The organism is Alcaligenes sp. 13f (assembly GCF_020496585.1).
Taxonomy (GTDB): Bacteria; Pseudomonadota; Gammaproteobacteria; order Burkholderiales; family Burkholderiaceae_B; genus Alcaligenes; species Alcaligenes phenolicus.
In genome coordinates, this window is sequence record NZ_JAHKKC010000006.1 from 87160 (window position 1) to 104362 (window position 17203).

The 17203-nt window shown below is 55.8% G+C and carries 18 protein-coding genes; all 18 read left to right on the top strand.

Going from position 1 to position 17203, the window contains the following annotated elements:
* Positions 1–4: 4 nt before the first annotated feature.
* From KOE80_RS06670 to KOE80_RS06755, 18 genes are read left to right on the top strand one after another with little or no spacing between them, the layout of a single operon-like run.
* On the top strand, positions 5–565 hold the full coding sequence (locus KOE80_RS06670) for a hypothetical protein (protein ID WP_223254036.1): 561 nt from the start codon (positions 5–7) through the stop codon (positions 563–565).
* An 11-nt stretch (positions 566–576) separates the two neighbouring features.
* Complete coding sequence (locus KOE80_RS06675; RefSeq protein WP_021446581.1) at positions 577–1368, top strand: transglycosylase SLT domain-containing protein; 792 nt, start codon at positions 577–579, stop codon at positions 1366–1368.
* The gene (locus KOE80_RS06680; RefSeq protein ID WP_045931319.1) at positions 1358–1909 is read left to right on the top strand and encodes a PFL_4695 family integrating conjugative element protein; all 552 of its coding nucleotides are present in this window, start codon (positions 1358–1360) and stop codon (positions 1907–1909) included. The genes KOE80_RS06675 and KOE80_RS06680 overlap by 11 nt, the downstream gene beginning before the upstream one ends.
* On the top strand, positions 1899–4163 hold the full coding sequence (gene traD / locus KOE80_RS06685) for a type IV conjugative transfer system coupling protein TraD (RefSeq protein ID WP_226348685.1): 2265 nt from the start codon (positions 1899–1901) through the stop codon (positions 4161–4163). Before KOE80_RS06680 ends, traD begins: the two co-directional genes overlap by 11 nt.
* Entirely contained in the window at positions 4160–4942 is a 783-nt protein-coding gene (locus tag KOE80_RS06690; RefSeq protein ID WP_226348686.1) for a TIGR03747 family integrating conjugative element membrane protein, read from the top strand. Before traD ends, KOE80_RS06690 begins: the two co-directional genes overlap by 4 nt.
* 40 nt (positions 4943–4982) lie before the next feature.
* A complete protein-coding gene (locus tag KOE80_RS06695) occupies positions 4983–5309 on the top strand; it encodes an RAQPRD family integrative conjugative element protein (protein WP_003799953.1) in 327 nt (108 codons plus the stop codon).
* A 22-nt stretch (positions 5310–5331) separates the two neighbouring features.
* Complete coding sequence (locus KOE80_RS06700; RefSeq protein ID WP_045931317.1) at positions 5332–5583, top strand: TIGR03758 family integrating conjugative element protein; 252 nt, start codon at positions 5332–5334, stop codon at positions 5581–5583.
* Positions 5584–5628: 45 nt separating this feature from the next.
* Positions 5629–6039: a DUF2976 domain-containing protein gene (locus KOE80_RS06705; RefSeq protein WP_081045521.1), complete on the top strand. Its 411-nt coding sequence runs from the start codon at positions 5629–5631 to the stop codon at positions 6037–6039.
* A 15-nt stretch (positions 6040–6054) separates the two neighbouring features.
* Positions 6055–6594: a TIGR03750 family conjugal transfer protein gene (locus tag KOE80_RS06710; protein ID WP_009454033.1), complete on the top strand. Its 540-nt coding sequence runs from the start codon at positions 6055–6057 to the stop codon at positions 6592–6594.
* Positions 6591–7391, top strand: a complete 801-nt coding sequence (locus KOE80_RS06715) for a PFL_4703 family integrating conjugative element protein (RefSeq protein WP_080584946.1) — start codon at positions 6591–6593, stop codon at positions 7389–7391. The genes KOE80_RS06710 and KOE80_RS06715 overlap by 4 nt, the downstream gene beginning before the upstream one ends.
* Before the next feature lie 11 nt (positions 7392–7402).
* Positions 7403–8563, top strand: a complete 1161-nt coding sequence (locus KOE80_RS06720) for a TIGR03749 family integrating conjugative element protein (RefSeq protein ID WP_045931316.1) — start codon at positions 7403–7405, stop codon at positions 8561–8563.
* Positions 8564–8578: 15 nt separating this feature from the next.
* Entirely contained in the window at positions 8579–10153 is a 1575-nt protein-coding gene (locus tag KOE80_RS06725; protein ID WP_226348687.1) for a TIGR03752 family integrating conjugative element protein, read from the top strand.
* A complete protein-coding gene (locus tag KOE80_RS06730) occupies positions 10140–10649 on the top strand; it encodes a TIGR03751 family conjugal transfer lipoprotein (protein ID WP_045931315.1) in 510 nt (169 codons plus the stop codon). Before KOE80_RS06725 ends, KOE80_RS06730 begins: the two co-directional genes overlap by 14 nt.
* Positions 10639–13560: a conjugative transfer ATPase gene (locus KOE80_RS06735; RefSeq protein WP_226348688.1), complete on the top strand. Its 2922-nt coding sequence runs from the start codon at positions 10639–10641 to the stop codon at positions 13558–13560. Before KOE80_RS06730 ends, KOE80_RS06735 begins: the two co-directional genes overlap by 11 nt.
* Entirely contained in the window at positions 13557–14036 is a 480-nt protein-coding gene (locus tag KOE80_RS06740) for a TIGR03757 family integrating conjugative element protein (protein WP_226348689.1), read from the top strand. Before KOE80_RS06735 ends, KOE80_RS06740 begins: the two co-directional genes overlap by 4 nt.
* A gap of 9 nt (positions 14037–14045) precedes the next feature.
* A complete protein-coding gene (locus KOE80_RS06745) occupies positions 14046–15392 on the top strand; it encodes a TraU family protein (protein ID WP_226348690.1) in 1347 nt (448 codons plus the stop codon).
* 19 nt (positions 15393–15411) lie between these two features.
* Positions 15412–16803 (top strand): integrating conjugative element protein, encoded by a 1392-nt coding sequence (locus KOE80_RS06750; protein ID WP_222668021.1) that lies wholly within the window; start codon positions 15412–15414, stop codon positions 16801–16803.
* Positions 16800–17201, top strand: a complete 402-nt coding sequence (locus KOE80_RS06755) for a hypothetical protein (RefSeq protein ID WP_226348691.1) — start codon at positions 16800–16802, stop codon at positions 17199–17201. The genes KOE80_RS06750 and KOE80_RS06755 overlap by 4 nt, the downstream gene beginning before the upstream one ends.
* Positions 17202–17203: the final 2 nt, after the last annotated feature.

The window sequence follows — 17203 nt, forward strand, 5'->3', positions numbered from 1 at the left end:
CCTTATGAAAATCAAAGCAGTAGCCATCAGCCTGCCCCTGTTTTTCCCTGCGATGGCGCATTCGCAAACCCAGGCCACCGCTCAGCAGCGTACCGAAGAAGTCGCCAATGCTACGCAGTCACAAGGGCGTAATCCGATTGCGCTGGATGCCGTAGATCGCCTGCGCGCCAATATTTGGGGCTTAACCGACGAAGAAATGTTGCGCGCCAAAACCTTGCTGGAAGGCCCTCGCAAAGCATTCTCGGTGGAAAACCTCTCGCCTATCGAAGCGCTGGGCATTCACGCGACCTCGGAAGCAGAGCGCCGTAAGTATGCCGAAATGTTCGCCCGCGCCTTTCATGCCGACGTGGAGCGCTCATTGGCATGGAATCGTGCTTTCACCGAAGCGATGGCACGCCTTTACCCAAATGAGCCAGTTGTCAATTTCAGTCAAATCCCACCCGTTCCCGCCACGGTAGGTGCGGCTGACACATTGAACGTGCCGCGCACGGCCATCATCGAGACCCCCGCTCCGGGCTACACACCTCTGACTCAAAGTGTGCCAGCACAGGGCTCTGCAAAGTGATGGGTACCCCCATGCACCGCCGACAGTTTCTTGGCGCCCTCACGGCACTGACGGCCAGTGGCGTCATGACGCGCTCGTGGGCAATGGCTGCACCTGCGCAATCGGAGCTGGCGCAGCCTGAAGGCCTGGACCCGCAATGGTGGCCATATTGGTCAGATACGGCTGTGCGCATTGAGCCCAAGATCACACCCCAGGAGCAGACGACTATCCCCCACGGCTATGTTCGTCAGATGCCTCGCACACGCACCCGTCCTGGTGCGCCGATCGTGACGGCATCCTTGTTGCCACCCCGCGCTTATGACTGGGCGGGACAGCGCTGGAACATAGATCCGTGGCTGCTTTACGGCGTGGCACTGCAAGAGTCGCAAATGAAATTTGGTCGGCAGACGCTGCCCTACCCTTGGACTCTGTGCGTCAGAGGTGCTGCTAAGCGCTATGGCTCCTATGAGGCCACCCTCAAGGCCTTGCGCAAGTATGTGGATGTCAGAGGTATCCGCAATGTGGATTGCGGTGCGATGCAGGTGAACTGGGGCTACCACAACGACAAGCTCCAAAGCTTTGAACGTGCTCTGGATCCCTACCCCAATCTCGATGTAGGTGCACAAATTCTGCGTGAACACTTTGACCGCAACAGTTCCTGGCGTTTGGCGGTCGCTCTCTATCACACGGGCTCCAGAAATACGCAAGAACGAATCAGCCGCGGCAATCGCTATAGCCGTGGCGTTTTCAACAAATTAGCCAACCTGGGCTTAGATGCGTCGGAACTGGCCACTTCAACCGGTTGGAGGCGATATGCACCGTAATCTCGCCCTCGCCTTCTTTGCAGCGACCACACTGATCTCCAGCTCGGTCAACGCTCAGACTGCACCGGTCGTCCTGGACGATTCGGTTCCGGCTGTTTCCTATTATTCGGCCTTAATTTCAGGTGCAGACCAACCTGGTGTTGGTGCCGGCATCCAGTTTCCGCTGACGTCGAACTTGCTACAACCTGGCGTGCTTAAGCCATCGGCTGTTCCAGTATTTAACCCAAAATGGATGACCCAAACATTAGCCATTGTGGGTGACGACAAAGGCTCAGAAGAATGGCTCAAGCTCCATTTGGAACGCCTGCTTTCTCTGCAGGCCACTGTCATTGTGGTATCCGCAGCCAGTGAAAAACGCTTTAAAGACATCCAGCGACAAGCCAACGCATTGCCAATCGTCCCTGATCCGGGCCACTGGTTACAGAGCCGTCTTGCCGCAGCGCATGTGACTGTCTATCCCGTGCTGATTGGCTTGGACGGTCAAGCGCGACAGATCATCTTTTCAGAAGGTTTTGAACGAGGTGAAGCGCATGAAAAATAACGCCGTCTTGGAAGCGTTACTGCGTCCACCTGTCGAAATTTGGAGTGCGGCAACGGCCTGGTCCGTCACGGCCACGGCTGCCCTGGCGCCTTGGGCGCTGATGATGCCCCCTTCTTTGGGCTACGTTGCAGCAGCAGGATCGGGCTACTTTGGCGGGGTCCGCTTTAAGCAGGCGATGCGGATCAAGCGTTATCACCATCACCTGAAATACTACAAAGTCACGAAAATTGCTCCCGCCAAAATTCCCGTGGCACCGGGCGAGTTTTACCTGGGCGAAGGGTTCGAGTGGTCGCAAGCGCACACACAACGTAAACGTGAGGCCTTGCAACCGCAGGCCAAGCGTTTTGTGCGTCCATCGGGCAAAGAGCTGGCTCTACGCAGCCTAGGTTCAAAAGCCATCGAACAAGCGCAAGGCAAAGGCCCCGTCAAACCCATTGTGCGAGCCATTGCAGGAATTGCGGGCATTGATCATTGGCTCAACCCATTGCAGCCTCATCCAGACTTAGGTGGCTCACCCATCGTGCATGGCGTGGGCAGCATGGACGAAGCCCCCGTCAAGATTCGCCAATCTTCTCGCAATGGACACATGCTGGTCATGGGCACCACGCGCGTGGGCAAGACCAGGTTGCTGGAGTTATTTGCCACCCAGGACATTCATGCTGGGCACGTCACTATCGTGATCGATCCCAAGGGGGATGCCGATCTGATGCTGCGTATGTATGCCGAATGCGCTCGTGCAGGCCGCCTGGACCAGTTCTACATGTTCCATCTTGGCTACCCCGAGATCTCAGCCAGGTACAACGGCATCGGCAACTTCTCCCGTATCACCGAAGTCGCCACTCGTGCCACCAACGCCTTGCCCAGCAGCGGAAACTCCGCCGCTTTTAAAGAGTTCTCCTGGCGTTTTACCAATATTGTGGCTCAGGCCCAAGTTGCGCTGGGTCGTGTCCCGACCTATGAAGCCTTGCTCAAAGATGTGACCGGCATTGATGGTCTGTTCATGGACTATGCCCGCATGGTGTTTGGCCAACAAGCCCGCCAAGGCCGTCTGATCGACTGGGAAGTAAGACTGGCCAGCCTTGAGCTCGCGCTGCAGGATCGCAAAACCGCGCCTCCGGTGCCAAGAGCCTTGGCCGATCGACAGCCCGAATTTGTAGCAATGTTTTTGCTCATCAAAGAGGCCAAGATCAACGATACGGTCCTCGCAGGACTGGCAGCCGCCTTTAGCTATGAGCGTAGTTTCTACGAAAAGATCATCGCGTCCTTGGGGCCATTCCTGGAGAAGTTGACCACCGGCGCAGTAGGCAAACTGATCTCACCTGACTATTACGACCAAACCGATAAGCGTCCCATCTTCGACTGGATGAGCGTCATCCGGCAGGGAGGCGTGGTCTACGTAGGCTTAGATGCCCTCTCTGATTCCGTGGTCAGCTCTGCGGTCGGTAATTCCATGCTGGCCGACTTGGTCAGCGTGGGCGGCAAACTCTACAAGACCGGACTGGACCCTCATGCCCCAGACGGAAAAATCGTGTTGCCGACCATTTGTGCGCACTTTGACGAGGTCAATGAGATTGCAGGCCCTGAATTTGTGCCCATGGTGAACAAGCTGGGGGGCTCGGGCTTTCGGATCACCGCGTACACACAGTCAGCATTTGATATTGAGGCAAAAGTCGGAGATAAGGCCAAAGCGGGCCAGATCCTGGACAACTTTAACCACCTGGTCATGCTGCGCGTGCGTAGTGTCACTACGGCCAAGCTACTGACGGACCAGGTTCCCGAGGTCGAGGTGGTCCATCTCACGCCAATGTCAGGCGTCACAGACACCGCCGCCCAAGGCACCGGCGTCGATTTCATCAGTCGCAACGATGATATCTGGACCAAAACCAAGGTCCCTATGATTGAACCAGCCGATGTGCTGGAACTACCGCAAGGCCAAGCCTTTGCGCTACTTGAAGGCAATCGACGCTTCAAGATCCGAATCCCGTTGGCTGATGCAAGAAACGACGAATTTGTACCGCAGTCTTTGCAAAACGTCGCCGCGCAAATGAAGGCCCGCTACCGGACTTCCGAGCAATGGGCCAGTGAAACCGACTGGTTCACTGAAAACTGGCTCAATAGCCAGCCAATCGCCGATGGCACGGGCATGATCGCCACTGATCTGGCGGTGCAGGATCCTGACCCCGATGACGACACTCAAAGCAACAGCGCGATAAGCACTGACACGATGGGCCTGATCACAAGGGGGCACGGATGAGTACCAACTCGACCAGCCGCCCTGTTAAGCCCACCACTCGCGGCCCCATTTTGATGACATTTGAGATGGTCATGGGTTTGCTTATGGTCTCTGTCTCAGCGTGTGTGCTGGGATTGTTCATAGAACTGGCCGGCATTCATACGATTTGGAAGGACCAAGGCACAGGCCATGCTCGCTCTATCGTGGAGCAGGACCTGAGCTATATCGAGGCTGCCCCGAAGAGCCTGATTATTCCCAATACAGTGGCCTTCTCAAACAAGATGCTCGGCTACATCTCATGGCCTTACGAGAAGTTCGGAATCTTGCAGTGGTATGCCAATAGCCATGACCCCGCCATGCAGCGTCAACAGGCCCTTCGTCGTGCACAAGAAATAAAGGCTAACGGCAACAGCCTCTCCTCCAGGCTGAAAACGATTGGCGCTGATGCCAGCCAATTTATCAGCACGGTACTCGTGCTTTCCATGTATGTCGCCATGGATGTAGCGCTTCGACTTTCGATTGCCCTTTATGCGCTGCCAGCCTTCGTTCTTGCGTGCCTAGTGGGTGCGGTCGATGGCCTGGTACGGCGTGACTTGCGCCGGTGGAGCGGCGGCCGTGAGTCCTCCTTTGTATATCACCACGCTAAGCGATACACCGCCTGGGCGCTGACTGGCGGATTCGGACTGTATTTGACTTGGCCCTTCGGTAGCTTCAACCCCGCTTACATGGTTCTGATTTTCACCGCGCTGGTTGCTGCAACGCTCAGCACCACAGTGGCTTCCCTCAAAAAGTATATGTAGCGCCTCTCGCTCACATCACGACATTGGAGAAACGACAGAAATGAAACCACAGCAATCTGGCCCCTCAGAACGTAAGACTCATCGCGCCTGGGCAGCCGCGCTCATGCTCGTCGCATGCGCCACCGTTCAGGCTGGTGATGCCGATAGTGAGCGCGAAAGTCTGGCACGAATTGAAAACGAGCTGGCCGTCGTACAGCAGATGGTGGCCGCGGCCTCTCGTGATGCCCCTCCATCTCAACGTGTCAATTTTCGATATGAGTGGTTGATCAATGATCTGGACGTGATGCGTCGGGGAATTCAACAACACCTTAATGCCCCTATGCAGCCGCGCCCGGTCGAGCCACTGCGAGGCGACTACCGCCAATGACGCAGCTTCAGGAGATCTCCTTATGGGCATGAACAATGCACAGCTGGGTTCGAGCATGAGAGAGGCGTTTGCAGCGGGCTCGGGTGTTGACCCAAACGCCATGAAAGTCGTGCTGACGATCATCACGGTTGCGATTGTGGTTCTGTTCTTTGCCTGGCTAGTGATGACCGCCCTGGATAACTACCGGGAGGGCCAACTCAAGCAGGAAGAGGTGGTCTGGGCCTGCGTCAAATTAGTTGTGCTGTTGTCCTTAATCCTGTGGGTGTTGGTTTGACGCTCACAGGACTTCTTAACACATCAAACCATACGGAGTTTAGCTATGACCACACTGAACGCTCTGTTGGCGGCACCCCGAGCGGGGTGGCAAAAAGCCAAGCGTCACTTCGCGCAAGCCGCTTTGATCCCTGCTGTAGCGTTACTTTCGTCACCTGCCAGGGCAGCTTTGCCCACAATGCCCACACCGGGTTCTGGCATTGACGGGGCTCAAGTTGCCGATGGCGATTGGCTTGGAGCGATGGGCGCTTACTGGAAACAGGGCATCACTATTCTGGCCATGATCTTTGTCGGCTACTTTTTCCTGAAAGTCGTCATGGGTGCGATCACGAAGTGGAACCAATACACCCGCGGTCAAGCTGATATCAGTGACCTGAAAGAGTACGTAATTACTGGTGGCGTGTTGGCCATTGCACTCGTTGCCATGGCAACGTATGCCATCGCCACGCTCGGGTAAAGGGGAAAAGTCGATATGGCTCGCAAGCCCTCTGCCCCACACCTTGAACAGCTAGATGAGCAAGTTACCCAGGGCATCGCTACGCCGATAACCGATCGCGTGAATGTTCAACCAGCCATTCTGAACGGTATGACGGTCGATGAAGCACAAATCATCGGTCTGATCTCCGTCGTGGTGTGTCTGCTGCTGGGCTTGGTACTGCTGGCCATAACCGGCTTCTGGCAAACACTTTTGGCCATCATGCTATTTGGACCATTAGTCATTTTGTGGTTTGCCTCTAAATACCTGGCGGGACTTAAGCGCAACCGTCCTGACGGCTATTACAACCAGGCTATGCACCACTGGATGGCCTCTCGTGGGTGGGTGAAAGCCAAATTCATCCGCCACAACGGTTATTGGAGCTTGGGCCGGACCTTGCCCTTTAGCTTGTCCACTTCATTCAACCCTAAACCGTCCCGTCAGAACGTTGTTTCTACGGGCGAAACGGCCATCCCCTCTTCTTGCGCTGCTCAAGGTGTGACACCGATAGCGGATAAAGCGAGCAACAACGTATGAGTTCAAAATATTTAAACGCCCTGGCCACTGTTCAGGCGACAAATAAAAGACTGGGCGCACTTGTTTTAGTTGTCGCCGCTCTTGGGGCTGTGGGTATGTACTTTGCTGCCCGCACACCGCATCGAATCGACGTCAATTTGCACCCCAACATTCAAGGCGGGGATGTCGTCACCGTGACCGACGGCCAGTCGCCGGTCCCTGACGTCAATGTGTATGGCTTTGCCTACTACATCTGGCAGCAGGTCAACCGCTGGCAAGCCGACGGGTACAAGGACTACGGCAAGCAAATCTACTACTACCAGGCCTACATCACCCCGTCTTGTCGCGCTCAGCTAGAGAACGACATGAACACAAGAGATAGAGCCGGTGAGTTGCGATCACGCACACGCATCATGACCGAGATTCCAGGGTTTGGGTTTTCACCCAGACGAGTCATTTCGCAAGGCACCAACACCTGGACAGTACTGCTCGACATGCAATTGCAAGAGACATTTCGCGGTCAACAAATCAAAGACATCTACATACGGTATCCGATGCGTGTCGTGCGATATGACGTTGACCCCGAGAAAAACCCCTGGAAGCTGGCCATTGACTGCTATGGCAACAACCGCCCTGCCCGCCTGAATCCTGACGAAGTCGCCGCAGTACAGAAGAACAACCAAAGTCCCGAGCTGCCAACTGAGTCAGAAATCGTGCCCGCCACATTGCCCGGCACGATCACCGACCCGGCAACCAACGTGACCGACCCCGCTCCGACACCTATCCAGGTGCGACCCGTCCAACCTCAAAGCGAGTGAGATTGTCATCCATGAAAGCCATTCTTAGCATTCGCAAAACAGCTCTGGCCTGCGCTCTTTTGGGGCTGGCCCAGTACGCACAGGCACAAGTGCGAGACTTGGGGCCAAACTTGGAGAGCGTACCAGCAGATCTTATTGCTCCAGCCCCTGACAGCGTCAACTCAAGTGTCAATGTGGGTTCTGCAACAAACGCAGCAGTGAATAACGCGCCCGATCTGGGAGAGATTCCCAATCTTGGCTCCTCACCCTCTAACGCTGAGTATCAAACCGCTGGCGTCAATGTGATGGGTGACCAAGCTATGGTGGTGAGCACTGTGGATGCGGCCATTCAACAGGCCAAGGATAATCAGGACGAAAGCGGCACGACCATCCGCAAACCGCCACAAAACAAACCGCATGGCGTCGAGCGAGCCGTGTTTAATCGAGCTCCGGTACGTGCGCCACTGCCTGTGGGCATCGAACGCATGATTACCTTGCCTGCGCCTGCCGCCCTGCATGTGCCATCGGATATGTCCAAGATTGCCAGAATCGAAGTCATTGATCGCACGATGTACATCACGGCCCTCCAGCAGTTCACACCCGTGCGAATCATTGCTGAGCTCATTGACTCTGGGCAGCAAATTCCCTTCGATCTGGTTGCCGACAGCACAACAGCCAGTGCCCGTAGCGAACTTCAGGTTTTTGTCGTTGCTTCCTCATCGCCTGGTTCAGAGGAGATCGGAGGTGATGGTCCCGCTTCCCAAGCGGCAGCGCAAGCGACCAGCATGGCCAATGAACACACATTGAGCCAGCAAATGGCGGAATCAGCACCGACAGATATGGTCCAGCTCACCCGCTACGCCGCACGCCAGCTTTATGCCCCAAAGCGGCTTGCCACCCCGTTCTCAGGTGTGCAGCAGGTCGAAGTCACTGCTGAGCCAATTGCCAACCTAATACGTGGCGTCCATGTTGTATCCACCCCCGTTGGTCAGTGGCGTTCTGGCCAGCTCTATGTGACAGCCGTTCTCATCAAGAACCGGTCACATAACCCCTTGGAGATTCCACTTGAGCAAGTGCGCGGCCAATGGATTGCAGCCACCGCGCAGCACGGTCGAATTGGCCCAGCCGGTTCCGAGACGGACACCACCGCCATTTATCTGGTGTGCCAGCGCCGATTTGAAGCCTGCCGGTAATAAAGGAACAACAGCATGAGCAGCACGTCCAGCAACAAACTGATCCCCATCCTCGGTGGTGTCGCCGTCTTAATAGTCAGCGTGGTGATATACAGGCAATTTACGGGTTCAGGAGAATCTACCAACTCGGTATTGACCTCCATTCCTACACCTGAAAGTGCCACACTGCCTACCGCGCAAGGAGCGGACAACGACAACGCCGCCGAAACCCTACGCACCGTCACCGCCAGCAATGAACAGTTGCGGCGTGATGTGGCACGCGTGATCGAGATGAACAATCAACTCATCGCCGAGAATAAGCGCGTGGGCGGTGCTAATGCCACGGTCTCGCGTCGCATCGAACAAGAGCAACGCGACACGCTCAATCTTGACGGACCCCGTACGGACTCGATCGACCCAACCGGCGACGAGACGGGCGCCAAAAACGCAGTCAACCTCACCTTGAAGCGTGGCTCCGAAGCAGTCGATACGTTTTCACGCGCCTTTCAACTGTCACCGGCCCGCTCTGAGACCGAAGCAGCCAATCGAGCTGCTCAGACGCGAACGACTCCCCTGGTCCCACAACAATCATTTTCCCTGGGAACAGAATCGCCCACTCCGACTGTTACCTCATCAGGGCCATACCGTGTTTTACCTCCCATGGGGTATAGCGCGGTAACGCAGTCCGAGCAGGGCCGCAATGGCAATGACGGACCAGCCATTACGCGCTATGTCCGCACCAGTGGCAATCAGGCCTATGCCAATAGCTCCATGGGCCCTGTGTCCAGGACCACCGCCACACAAACACGGTCAGCACCACAAGCCGCCAAGCCTGAACCGATTCCGTACTTTACTGTTCCCGAGAACTCGACACTGGTCGGCGCAGTATCGATGACCAGTCTCATCGGACGTGTGCCCATTGATGGCCGTGTCACTGACCCGATGCAGTTTAAAGCGATTGTCGGCCGCGACAACCTGGCAGCCAATGGCTTTGAATTACCAGCAGACATTGAGGGGATGATCGTCACCGGTGTGGCAATCGGCGATATGGCGCTGTCGTGCTCAGAAGGAAAAGTGCGCTCGGTCACCTTTGTCTTTAATGACGGCACGGTTCGCACCATCTCTGAGCGCTCCAAAGGCGGGGGGAATGCCAACGTCAATGGCGGCGGTAGCACCCAGGACCTGGGCTACATCTCTGACGTACACGGCAATCCCTGCATTCCCGGCAAATTCGTCACCAATGCCCCGGCCTATCTGGCCGACCTGGCCATGCTCAAGGGGCTGGATGTCGCCGCACAAGCTTACTCCGATGCCCAGCGCACCGTCTCCAACAATCTGGGCACGGGCAATACCACCTCTCAAATCACCGGCTCACGCAGTGGTTACGCCATGGGGCAAGCGGCCTCTGGCGCAACCAATGAGATCGTCGCATGGATGACCTCCCGTTTGAAGAATAGCTTCGACGCCGTTGTAACCCCGGCTGGCAAGCAAATAGTTATTCACCTGGATAAAGAACTGCAAATTGACAAGGTGCCCAACGCCCGCAAGCTGGTGTACCGCCAGCAAGGGACGCAGCAGCTTTCTCGTGGAGCACATTATGGTCTGGAATAAAACTGCCCAACGCCTGGCGCTGACTCTAATCACCACCGCCATGTTCAGCGGTTGCACCGTCATGATGGATCGCGAATCCCCACTTAATGAGGTCACTAAGGATTCGCCAACGGTGCTGGACGTCTACCGGGGTACTGATTATCGAAACGAAGCGACTCGTCAGTCGCGCATTACCCCCCAGGAGCGGATGCGTGAGCGCACTCAGGCTAGACCGATTAATCCAGGTGATGAGTTAACCCAGCGATATTGGTCAGCTGTTGATTCCATGAACCAGCGATTCGCTCGGCTGCCCAACCCTGACCTGGTAATGGTGGTGTTTCCTCACTTGGCCAAGGGCCAGTATCCGGTTCCTGGCTACGTGACCGTCTTCCCGATGTATGACCAGACACAGTATGCGCTACCTGGTGAAGTCACCCAAGATCTGCTGCAGTGGCGAGGTGACTACTTTGAGGCTAAATCCAGCGCCAAGAAAAAGGGAGGCGCAGATGATCGCTAATGTGGCCAGCTTGCTCGGATTCACGCGTCAACGTGCAGCGCAACCAGACAGTAAGCGCGCTCCTCAAGTCACCGCAAAGGCATCGTCTCCTGGCCAGACCGTTGCAGATCGTCGACGCATGGCCCTACGGCCACCGTCGTTTACCGACATGCTGCCCTATATCAGCTATGCCCCTGATGAGCGCATTTTCGTGTTGCGTGATGGCAATACGCTCGGTGCACTGTTTGAGCTCTCTCCGATTGCGACCGAGGCCATGCCTATCGAAATTCTGAATGAACACGCCCAGAAGATTCAGGAGGCCTTGCAAGCCATGCCATCGGTCAACGGCGCACCGTGGATCGCTCAGTTTTTTGTCAATGATGACCGTAACCTGGATCATCTTAATGACACCTTTACCGACTATATCCTGGAGCAACACAAGGACGATGGCCTGGGCCAGGAGATCCTGAACTCGCCGTTTACCCAGGCGGTATTGGATGAGGTGCGCTCGCACCTGTCGAATGTCTCGCAACCCAATGGCCTGTTCACCGATACGCTTGTCACCGGTCAAGTCTGGCGCGGGCAAATCCGCCGTGTTCGTTGTTGCCTGTATCGTCGATTTGGCGGCGCAGCCGATGATCCACAAACGCCGGTGCAGCAAATCGAGTCTGTGGCCAACACCATCATGGCCACGTTTTCCGAGGCCGGTGTGGCCGTTCGCCGCTGTACCGGCAAAGACCTGTATGAGTGGCTACTGCCGTTTTTTAACCGTGATCTGCCTTGGGCGCCAGGCACGCAAATGATGCGTGAATTACCCTATCCCGGCGACACCCCGTTGACCGATGACGAGGATACGCCCATTTTTGGATGGGACTTGTCAGAGCTATTGAGCATCAATGAGCCCCGTTCGAACCTGGAACAGGGATTGTTTGAGTTTGATGGCGTACCCGTCAAGGCGTTGACCCTGCAAAATATGCGCAAGCAGCCTGAGATTGGTCATTTCACGGCGGAGCTGGCCAACGGTAAAGAGCGATTTGCACGGTTTGACCGTCTGCCTCCTGGCTCGATGCTCTCGGTCTCCATCACGATTGCGCCTCAACACATCGTCGAGTCACAAATTGAGCGGATCCGGGATGCCTCACGCGCTAAGACGGCGCAGGCCATCGAAACCTACCGGGAATGCACCAACGTTTTGAATGAAATAGTTCGGGGCAACCACCTGTTTCCAATGATGGTGACCCTGTACGCGACTGCCACCAGCACAGATGAACTCGATAGCAACATCAACACGATTAATGCGCTGTTGATCCCATCAGGCCTGAAGTTCATCAGCAATCAGCATGACCTGGTCCCGCTGGACACATTCATGCGTGCTCTGCCGTTTAACTATGACCCCGCCTTCGATAACCAGGTACTTCGTCGATCCCGTCTGACCTTCGCCTCCCATATTGCGCGTCTCTTACCGCTGTATGGCCGTGCCCGTGGCACACCCCACCCTGGCATGTGGTTCTGGAATCGCGGCGGGGAACCCTTGTTTGTGGATCCGCTCAACAAACGCGATCGTAAAAAGAACGCGCATATGCTGGTGCTGGGACCGACCGGAGCCGGTAAATCGGCCACCTTGAACTACATCGCCATGATGACGATGGCCATTCATCGGCCACGGCTGGTGATTGTCGATGCCGGGAACTCCTTTGGTCTTTTGGTGGATTTTTTTAAAGACCGAGGGCTATCGACCTACAAAGTTGAACTGAACAGTAGTGCAAAAGTGTCCTTGCCACCGTTCGTTCATGCGTACCAACTACTAGATGATAGTGAAGTGATGGAGAGTTTTGTGGCGGCCGAGCAGCAGGCACGAAGCAACGCAGGTCTGCCCGATGACGAACTGCTCAATGCCCTGCTTGGCCAAGATGATGAGCCGTCGACTGCCGACGTGTCTTTTCATGAAACGTTCCAGGCCAGGGAAGAGGACGAAGAGCAGGACGACGAGCTGGATAAAAGAGACTTGCTGGGCGAGATGCTGATTGCCGCGATCCTGATGATCACAGGCGGTGAAGCGGACGAAGTCGCACAGATGAGTCGAGCCGACCGGTACTTGGTATCACGCGCCATCATCATGGCCGCGATCAGTTGCAAAGAACGGGGAGCCAAGCACCCGTTGACACAAGATGTGGCCCTGCAGCTGATGCACATGAATAAGGACCAGACCATGTCACCGGCGCGGCGTGCACGCGCCGAAGAAATGGGTCAGTCCATGATGACCTTCACCCAGGCGCTGCGAGGCAAATTATTCAATCGTGAGGGACAGGACTGGCCAGATGCAGACGTCACTCTGGTCGAGATGGGTACGCTCACTCAAGACGGCTATGAAGATGCCTTGGCAGTTGCGTACACAAGCCTCATCGACTCAGTACAGTCCCGTGCCGAGCTGAACCAACACTCTGGTCGCCCGATGGTGTTCCTTACGGACGAGGGCCACTTGATCACAACCAATGAGCTGCTTGGCCCCAAGATAGCCAAGGGCACCAAAATGTGGCGCAAATTCAATACCTGGTTCTGGCTTGCCACACAAAACCTGAAAGACTTTCCCGACTCTATGGAGCGCGTGCTCTCGATGTGTGAGTACTGGATGCTACTGACCATGGACAAAGCAGAGATTGAAGAAGTGGTGCGATTTCGGTCGCTCACCAACGAGCAGCGAGCCATGATGGAATCCGCCCAAAAAGAGCCGCCGAAATACACGGAAGGGGTTCTGATTTCCGCGACCGGCCAGATGCTCTTTCGCAACGTCCCTCCAGCTCTCCCGATTGCATTGGCCATGACTGAGGGCCATGAGAAAGCACACCGACGTCGCCTGATGGAAAAGCATGGAATCAACGAAATGGGGGCTGCTCAAATGGTGGCACAAGAGCTGGCGCGGAGTCGCGCATGATCAAGATACGCTCACTTAGCAAAGGAGTTTCTCATCTCACGGCTTGCATCGCGGTTCTGACGGCACTACTTGCCGTCGTCACACCAGCGACTGCGCAACAGCCTGACCAAGACCTATACGCAGGCGTCATGACCGTAGAGGTGTTTGCCAACACTGCCATGCCGGTAACACCAAGCACTTCACCACACTATGCCTTGTCCATCTACCGCTTGGATGCAATGAATAATCTCGAAGCTCAGATGAATGAAGGTATGCCACAAGACGAAGCAGAAGCACGTCTATGGGTTGCCAACAATGAAGCCCGCTTGCGACAAATGATCCAACCCATGGTCGCGAGTGCCGTTAACGGCCTGGCACGCGCACAGCGTTATCAGATTGACCGATTACCAGCGGTGGTCATCAACCAGCGCTATGTAGTCTTTGGCTATGTCGACGTTGACCAGGCGCTTATGGCCTGGCGTGACAGCCAAAATTAAGGGGCACTCATGTCAATCACTACTTTGCGCTTTCGGCACATGCTTGCGATTAGTTTGCTGGTGCTGGCAACCGCACTGCGGCCTGTTCCAGCAACAGCTGCCACAACCACGGCGGGCGTCGTCACCAATACGGTCGCAGCACTCCCCAGTTGCACGTCCTATCAGGTCAAAGGCATTTGCGTCTGGCTGGTTTGCATCCCGCTCATTGGCTGCTTCATCCGGACGTCGGTTCGGGTTGCACATTACGTGCCCGATGTCGTGATCAGCACCTACAACGATCCTCTGGCTCACCCTTGGGCTGAGGTGGGTAAGCCATTGGCGACAGCTATATCCTCAGTGGGATCAGCCGTAGTCGGCGCCCCGATCGACGCATCAGCAGGAACACAGCGCGAGGGCACAGAGGTGACTACATATAAAAGTGCGGACGCCATTGGCAACCCCGCAGGCTTGATTGCCAGCATCGCCAGCGGCTACATCCCCAGCTTTGGCAGTTCATTCCAGTTTCCGGGCTATAGCGAATTGTTGGCCTTCACTCGCACAGAACTGCCTCGTATCGCGCAGTCTTGGCGGCAAGTCCCCCAACAGCTGGGCAACGAATTCATCGAAGCAGCCCGTGCAATGGCCAATGCACCAGCAGACATCATTTCCTCCGTCTCTGCATTTCCGGCAAAACTTGGCGAGTTGAGCTCATCAATTGGAAATTTGGGCAATGTCTTTGGTGGAAGCGTTAGCACCCAAGCCATTGGCTTGTCCGGTGTCGATATGGTGGGTGCAGATCTTGGGCCAATCAGAGACATGGTGCAGATCGCTCAGCGCCTGGGTGCCTCCGGTGGGCTATCTGAGATGTTCTGCCCCGGCTCAGCGTCGGTGTTCAATCTGCATTTTCAGTCAGACATGGACGCGATGAGCTGGCGAGGCTTTTGGCCGCTGGAGATGCTTTACCCCCAATCATGGGTGCCTGGTACAGAGGAAGTAAGCACCTCGCCCCTTTCCACGACCTGGGGGCCTATATACCCACGTAACGGCGAGCTTGTGCAGTCACACCCTGTAAAGGCCTCCGCCGTTCTGGCCACGCGTGTCGGAAGCATCATCTCGCAATCGGCACAGCCCCACATTTACAAGCGTCTGCAACCCGGTAGTGGCTACAAGTACTTCCCCACCTCCAAGCCCACTACCTGGCAGATGATTTATCCGAGTGCTCAGCGGTCCTGCATGACCTTTGGTGCAGATGACTCAATGAGCCTGGCCAGCTTCGGCGATTACAAAACCGATGGTGCCGATGGCTATATGTGGAATATGTGGAACCACTATGACTGCTGCCGCATCCGTGGTGAGTTTTTATACAGCATCCCTTAAGCGAAGGACGAGAATATCTATGCAACAACCACAATGCCCGTTCACACTGCGCTTGAAACCAGCCGCCATGATGCTGGCTCTTGCGTTGACCTCCATGAGCGTGATACCCGACGCCTACGCGCAACCCGTACGCGGCTCTTCGCTGTATTACCGAATGGGAGGCGGCTCGCCCGGCGGCTCTGCAAATTATCGCGGCCAGGTCGCTCACAACTTAGGCTTTGGAGGAAATGCTCGACTGAACTATTCATGTGGCAAGTTTGATATAGGCCTATCTTGGGCCAACATCATGAACAACCTCAACAACCTGGGCCAGACGGTGACTGGGGCGATTCAATCTGGTATCGCTGCCCTCCCCTTGTACGTCTTGCAACGCGCACAGCCAGGCCTGTATCAGATTTTTCAAAACTATTCGCAAAAGGTGGATCTCCTGCTCGGGGCCAGCCTTAAATCCTGCGAAGAGATGGAGGCCATGGTCAAAGCGGGCCAGAACCCCTATGAGGATTGGATCAAGATGGCCAAAGGTGAAGGCTGGAAGATCAAGGCCTCCGCGCAAGGTGATATTTACCAGGCAAAAATCGACATTGAGAAGAATGAAGAGGCCAATAAGGCCGGGGTGCCATGGGTCTTTGGCCAAAATGCCGGGGGTGTAGGAGGCCGACCCATTGAGCCGGTGCGAGATCTCTCTGTGGCAGGCTATAACGCTACCCTCAACAAACCAATCACCGCATCAGAGACCACGGACTACAGTAACTCACCTGCCGAGAAAAACTCTCGCCTGGTTCGTGCGTTTAAATCGCCGGCAGAGCTTGCTCAATGGACAACCGAAGTCCTGGGGGATCAGAAGGTCTATACCTGCGGCCAGCATCACTGCCCCGCCCCAACCACGGTCGTGACCTCCAGCGGACTGGGGCCCAAATATGAAGCCGAAGTCGATTTCGTCCAGCCTAAGCTAGAGGCAATGGCCAACCCATCGAACTCGGCCACGTACGCCGATCTCGCAGAAATTTCAGCTCCTGGCTTTGCCGTATCTCCCCAGTTGCTTGACTCATTACGGGCGATGCCGCCTGACACCCGCAGCATCGCTGTGAACCGCATTGCTCAGGAAATGGCGATGCACCGGGTGATCAATAAAGCGTTGGTGGCACGTAGCGTCTTGATGACAGGCCTAACCCTACCGGAGGTGACAGCTGCAGGAGATGCCATCCAAAACACCCAGGCCTCGGTCGATCGCTTAAGTGGCTACATTGACGACTTGATGTATGAGGCTCGGATCCGCAAGGATCTGACGTCCCAGACGGCACTGTCAATTATCAACACCCAGTCCGCCATTGACACTCAATCGCTGAACGTACCGGGCGGCAACCCTGTTGATCCTGCCCCAGCAGTGGGTGGACGGGTGCCTGGACTATGACACAAGTCGCTTTCACCAAAAAACGCAGCTGGCTGTGGCGAGCCTTGGTATGGCTCGCTATCGGTATGGCCGGATTTCTGCTGCTCATTGGGCTGCTCGGCGCACTAGCACAGTCATTTATCGGCCAGGAACATAAACTCCTGACCCTGCTTGAGGGAACGACGTCAGTGCGAGATATCGGTGCTCTCGCTCAATGTATCGCAGCACTACTCATAATCGGGCGCTGGCCAGCCGTCGTTCGCTGGCTTCAAGCCAGACATATTGTTCAAGAATTCGAATATGACGCCGTGCTGGCCAGCCGCCGCAAGGTGGCCGCATTTATCGCACTGTACTTAATCTTGATCCCGATTGGCCTCGACCGTATCTGGCGCTTGGCAATAGCGCTCATTACGGCTTAGGT

Bases quoted from the DNA above. Each gene is read 5' to 3' on its own strand.
- KOE80_RS06670 (WP_223254036.1), top strand. From the start codon at position 5: ATGAAAATCAAAGCAGTAGCCATCAGCCTGCCCCTGTTTTTCCCTGCG.
- KOE80_RS06675 (WP_021446581.1), top strand. From the start codon at position 577: ATGCACCGCCGACAGTTTCTTGGCGCCCTCACGGCACTGACGGCCAGT.
- KOE80_RS06680 (WP_045931319.1), top strand. From the start codon at position 1,358: ATGCACCGTAATCTCGCCCTCGCCTTCTTTGCAGCGACCACACTGATC.
- traD (WP_226348685.1), top strand. From the start codon at position 1,899: ATGAAAAATAACGCCGTCTTGGAAGCGTTACTGCGTCCACCTGTCGAA.
- KOE80_RS06690 (WP_226348686.1), top strand. From the start codon at position 4,160: ATGAGTACCAACTCGACCAGCCGCCCTGTTAAGCCCACCACTCGCGGC.
- KOE80_RS06695 (WP_003799953.1), top strand. From the start codon at position 4,983: ATGAAACCACAGCAATCTGGCCCCTCAGAACGTAAGACTCATCGCGCC.
- KOE80_RS06700 (WP_045931317.1), top strand. From the start codon at position 5,332: ATGGGCATGAACAATGCACAGCTGGGTTCGAGCATGAGAGAGGCGTTT.
- KOE80_RS06705 (WP_081045521.1), top strand. From the start codon at position 5,629: ATGACCACACTGAACGCTCTGTTGGCGGCACCCCGAGCGGGGTGGCAA.
- KOE80_RS06710 (WP_009454033.1), top strand. From the start codon at position 6,055: ATGGCTCGCAAGCCCTCTGCCCCACACCTTGAACAGCTAGATGAGCAA.
- KOE80_RS06715 (WP_080584946.1), top strand. From the start codon at position 6,591: ATGAGTTCAAAATATTTAAACGCCCTGGCCACTGTTCAGGCGACAAAT.
- KOE80_RS06720 (WP_045931316.1), top strand. From the start codon at position 7,403: ATGAAAGCCATTCTTAGCATTCGCAAAACAGCTCTGGCCTGCGCTCTT.
- KOE80_RS06725 (WP_226348687.1), top strand. From the start codon at position 8,579: ATGAGCAGCACGTCCAGCAACAAACTGATCCCCATCCTCGGTGGTGTC.
- KOE80_RS06730 (WP_045931315.1), top strand. From the start codon at position 10,140: ATGGTCTGGAATAAAACTGCCCAACGCCTGGCGCTGACTCTAATCACC.
- KOE80_RS06735 (WP_226348688.1), top strand. From the start codon at position 10,639: ATGATCGCTAATGTGGCCAGCTTGCTCGGATTCACGCGTCAACGTGCA.
- KOE80_RS06740 (WP_226348689.1), top strand. From the start codon at position 13,557: ATGATCAAGATACGCTCACTTAGCAAAGGAGTTTCTCATCTCACGGCT.
- KOE80_RS06745 (WP_226348690.1), top strand. From the start codon at position 14,046: ATGTCAATCACTACTTTGCGCTTTCGGCACATGCTTGCGATTAGTTTG.
- KOE80_RS06750 (WP_222668021.1), top strand. From the start codon at position 15,412: ATGCAACAACCACAATGCCCGTTCACACTGCGCTTGAAACCAGCCGCC.
- KOE80_RS06755 (WP_226348691.1), top strand. From the start codon at position 16,800: ATGACACAAGTCGCTTTCACCAAAAAACGCAGCTGGCTGTGGCGAGCC.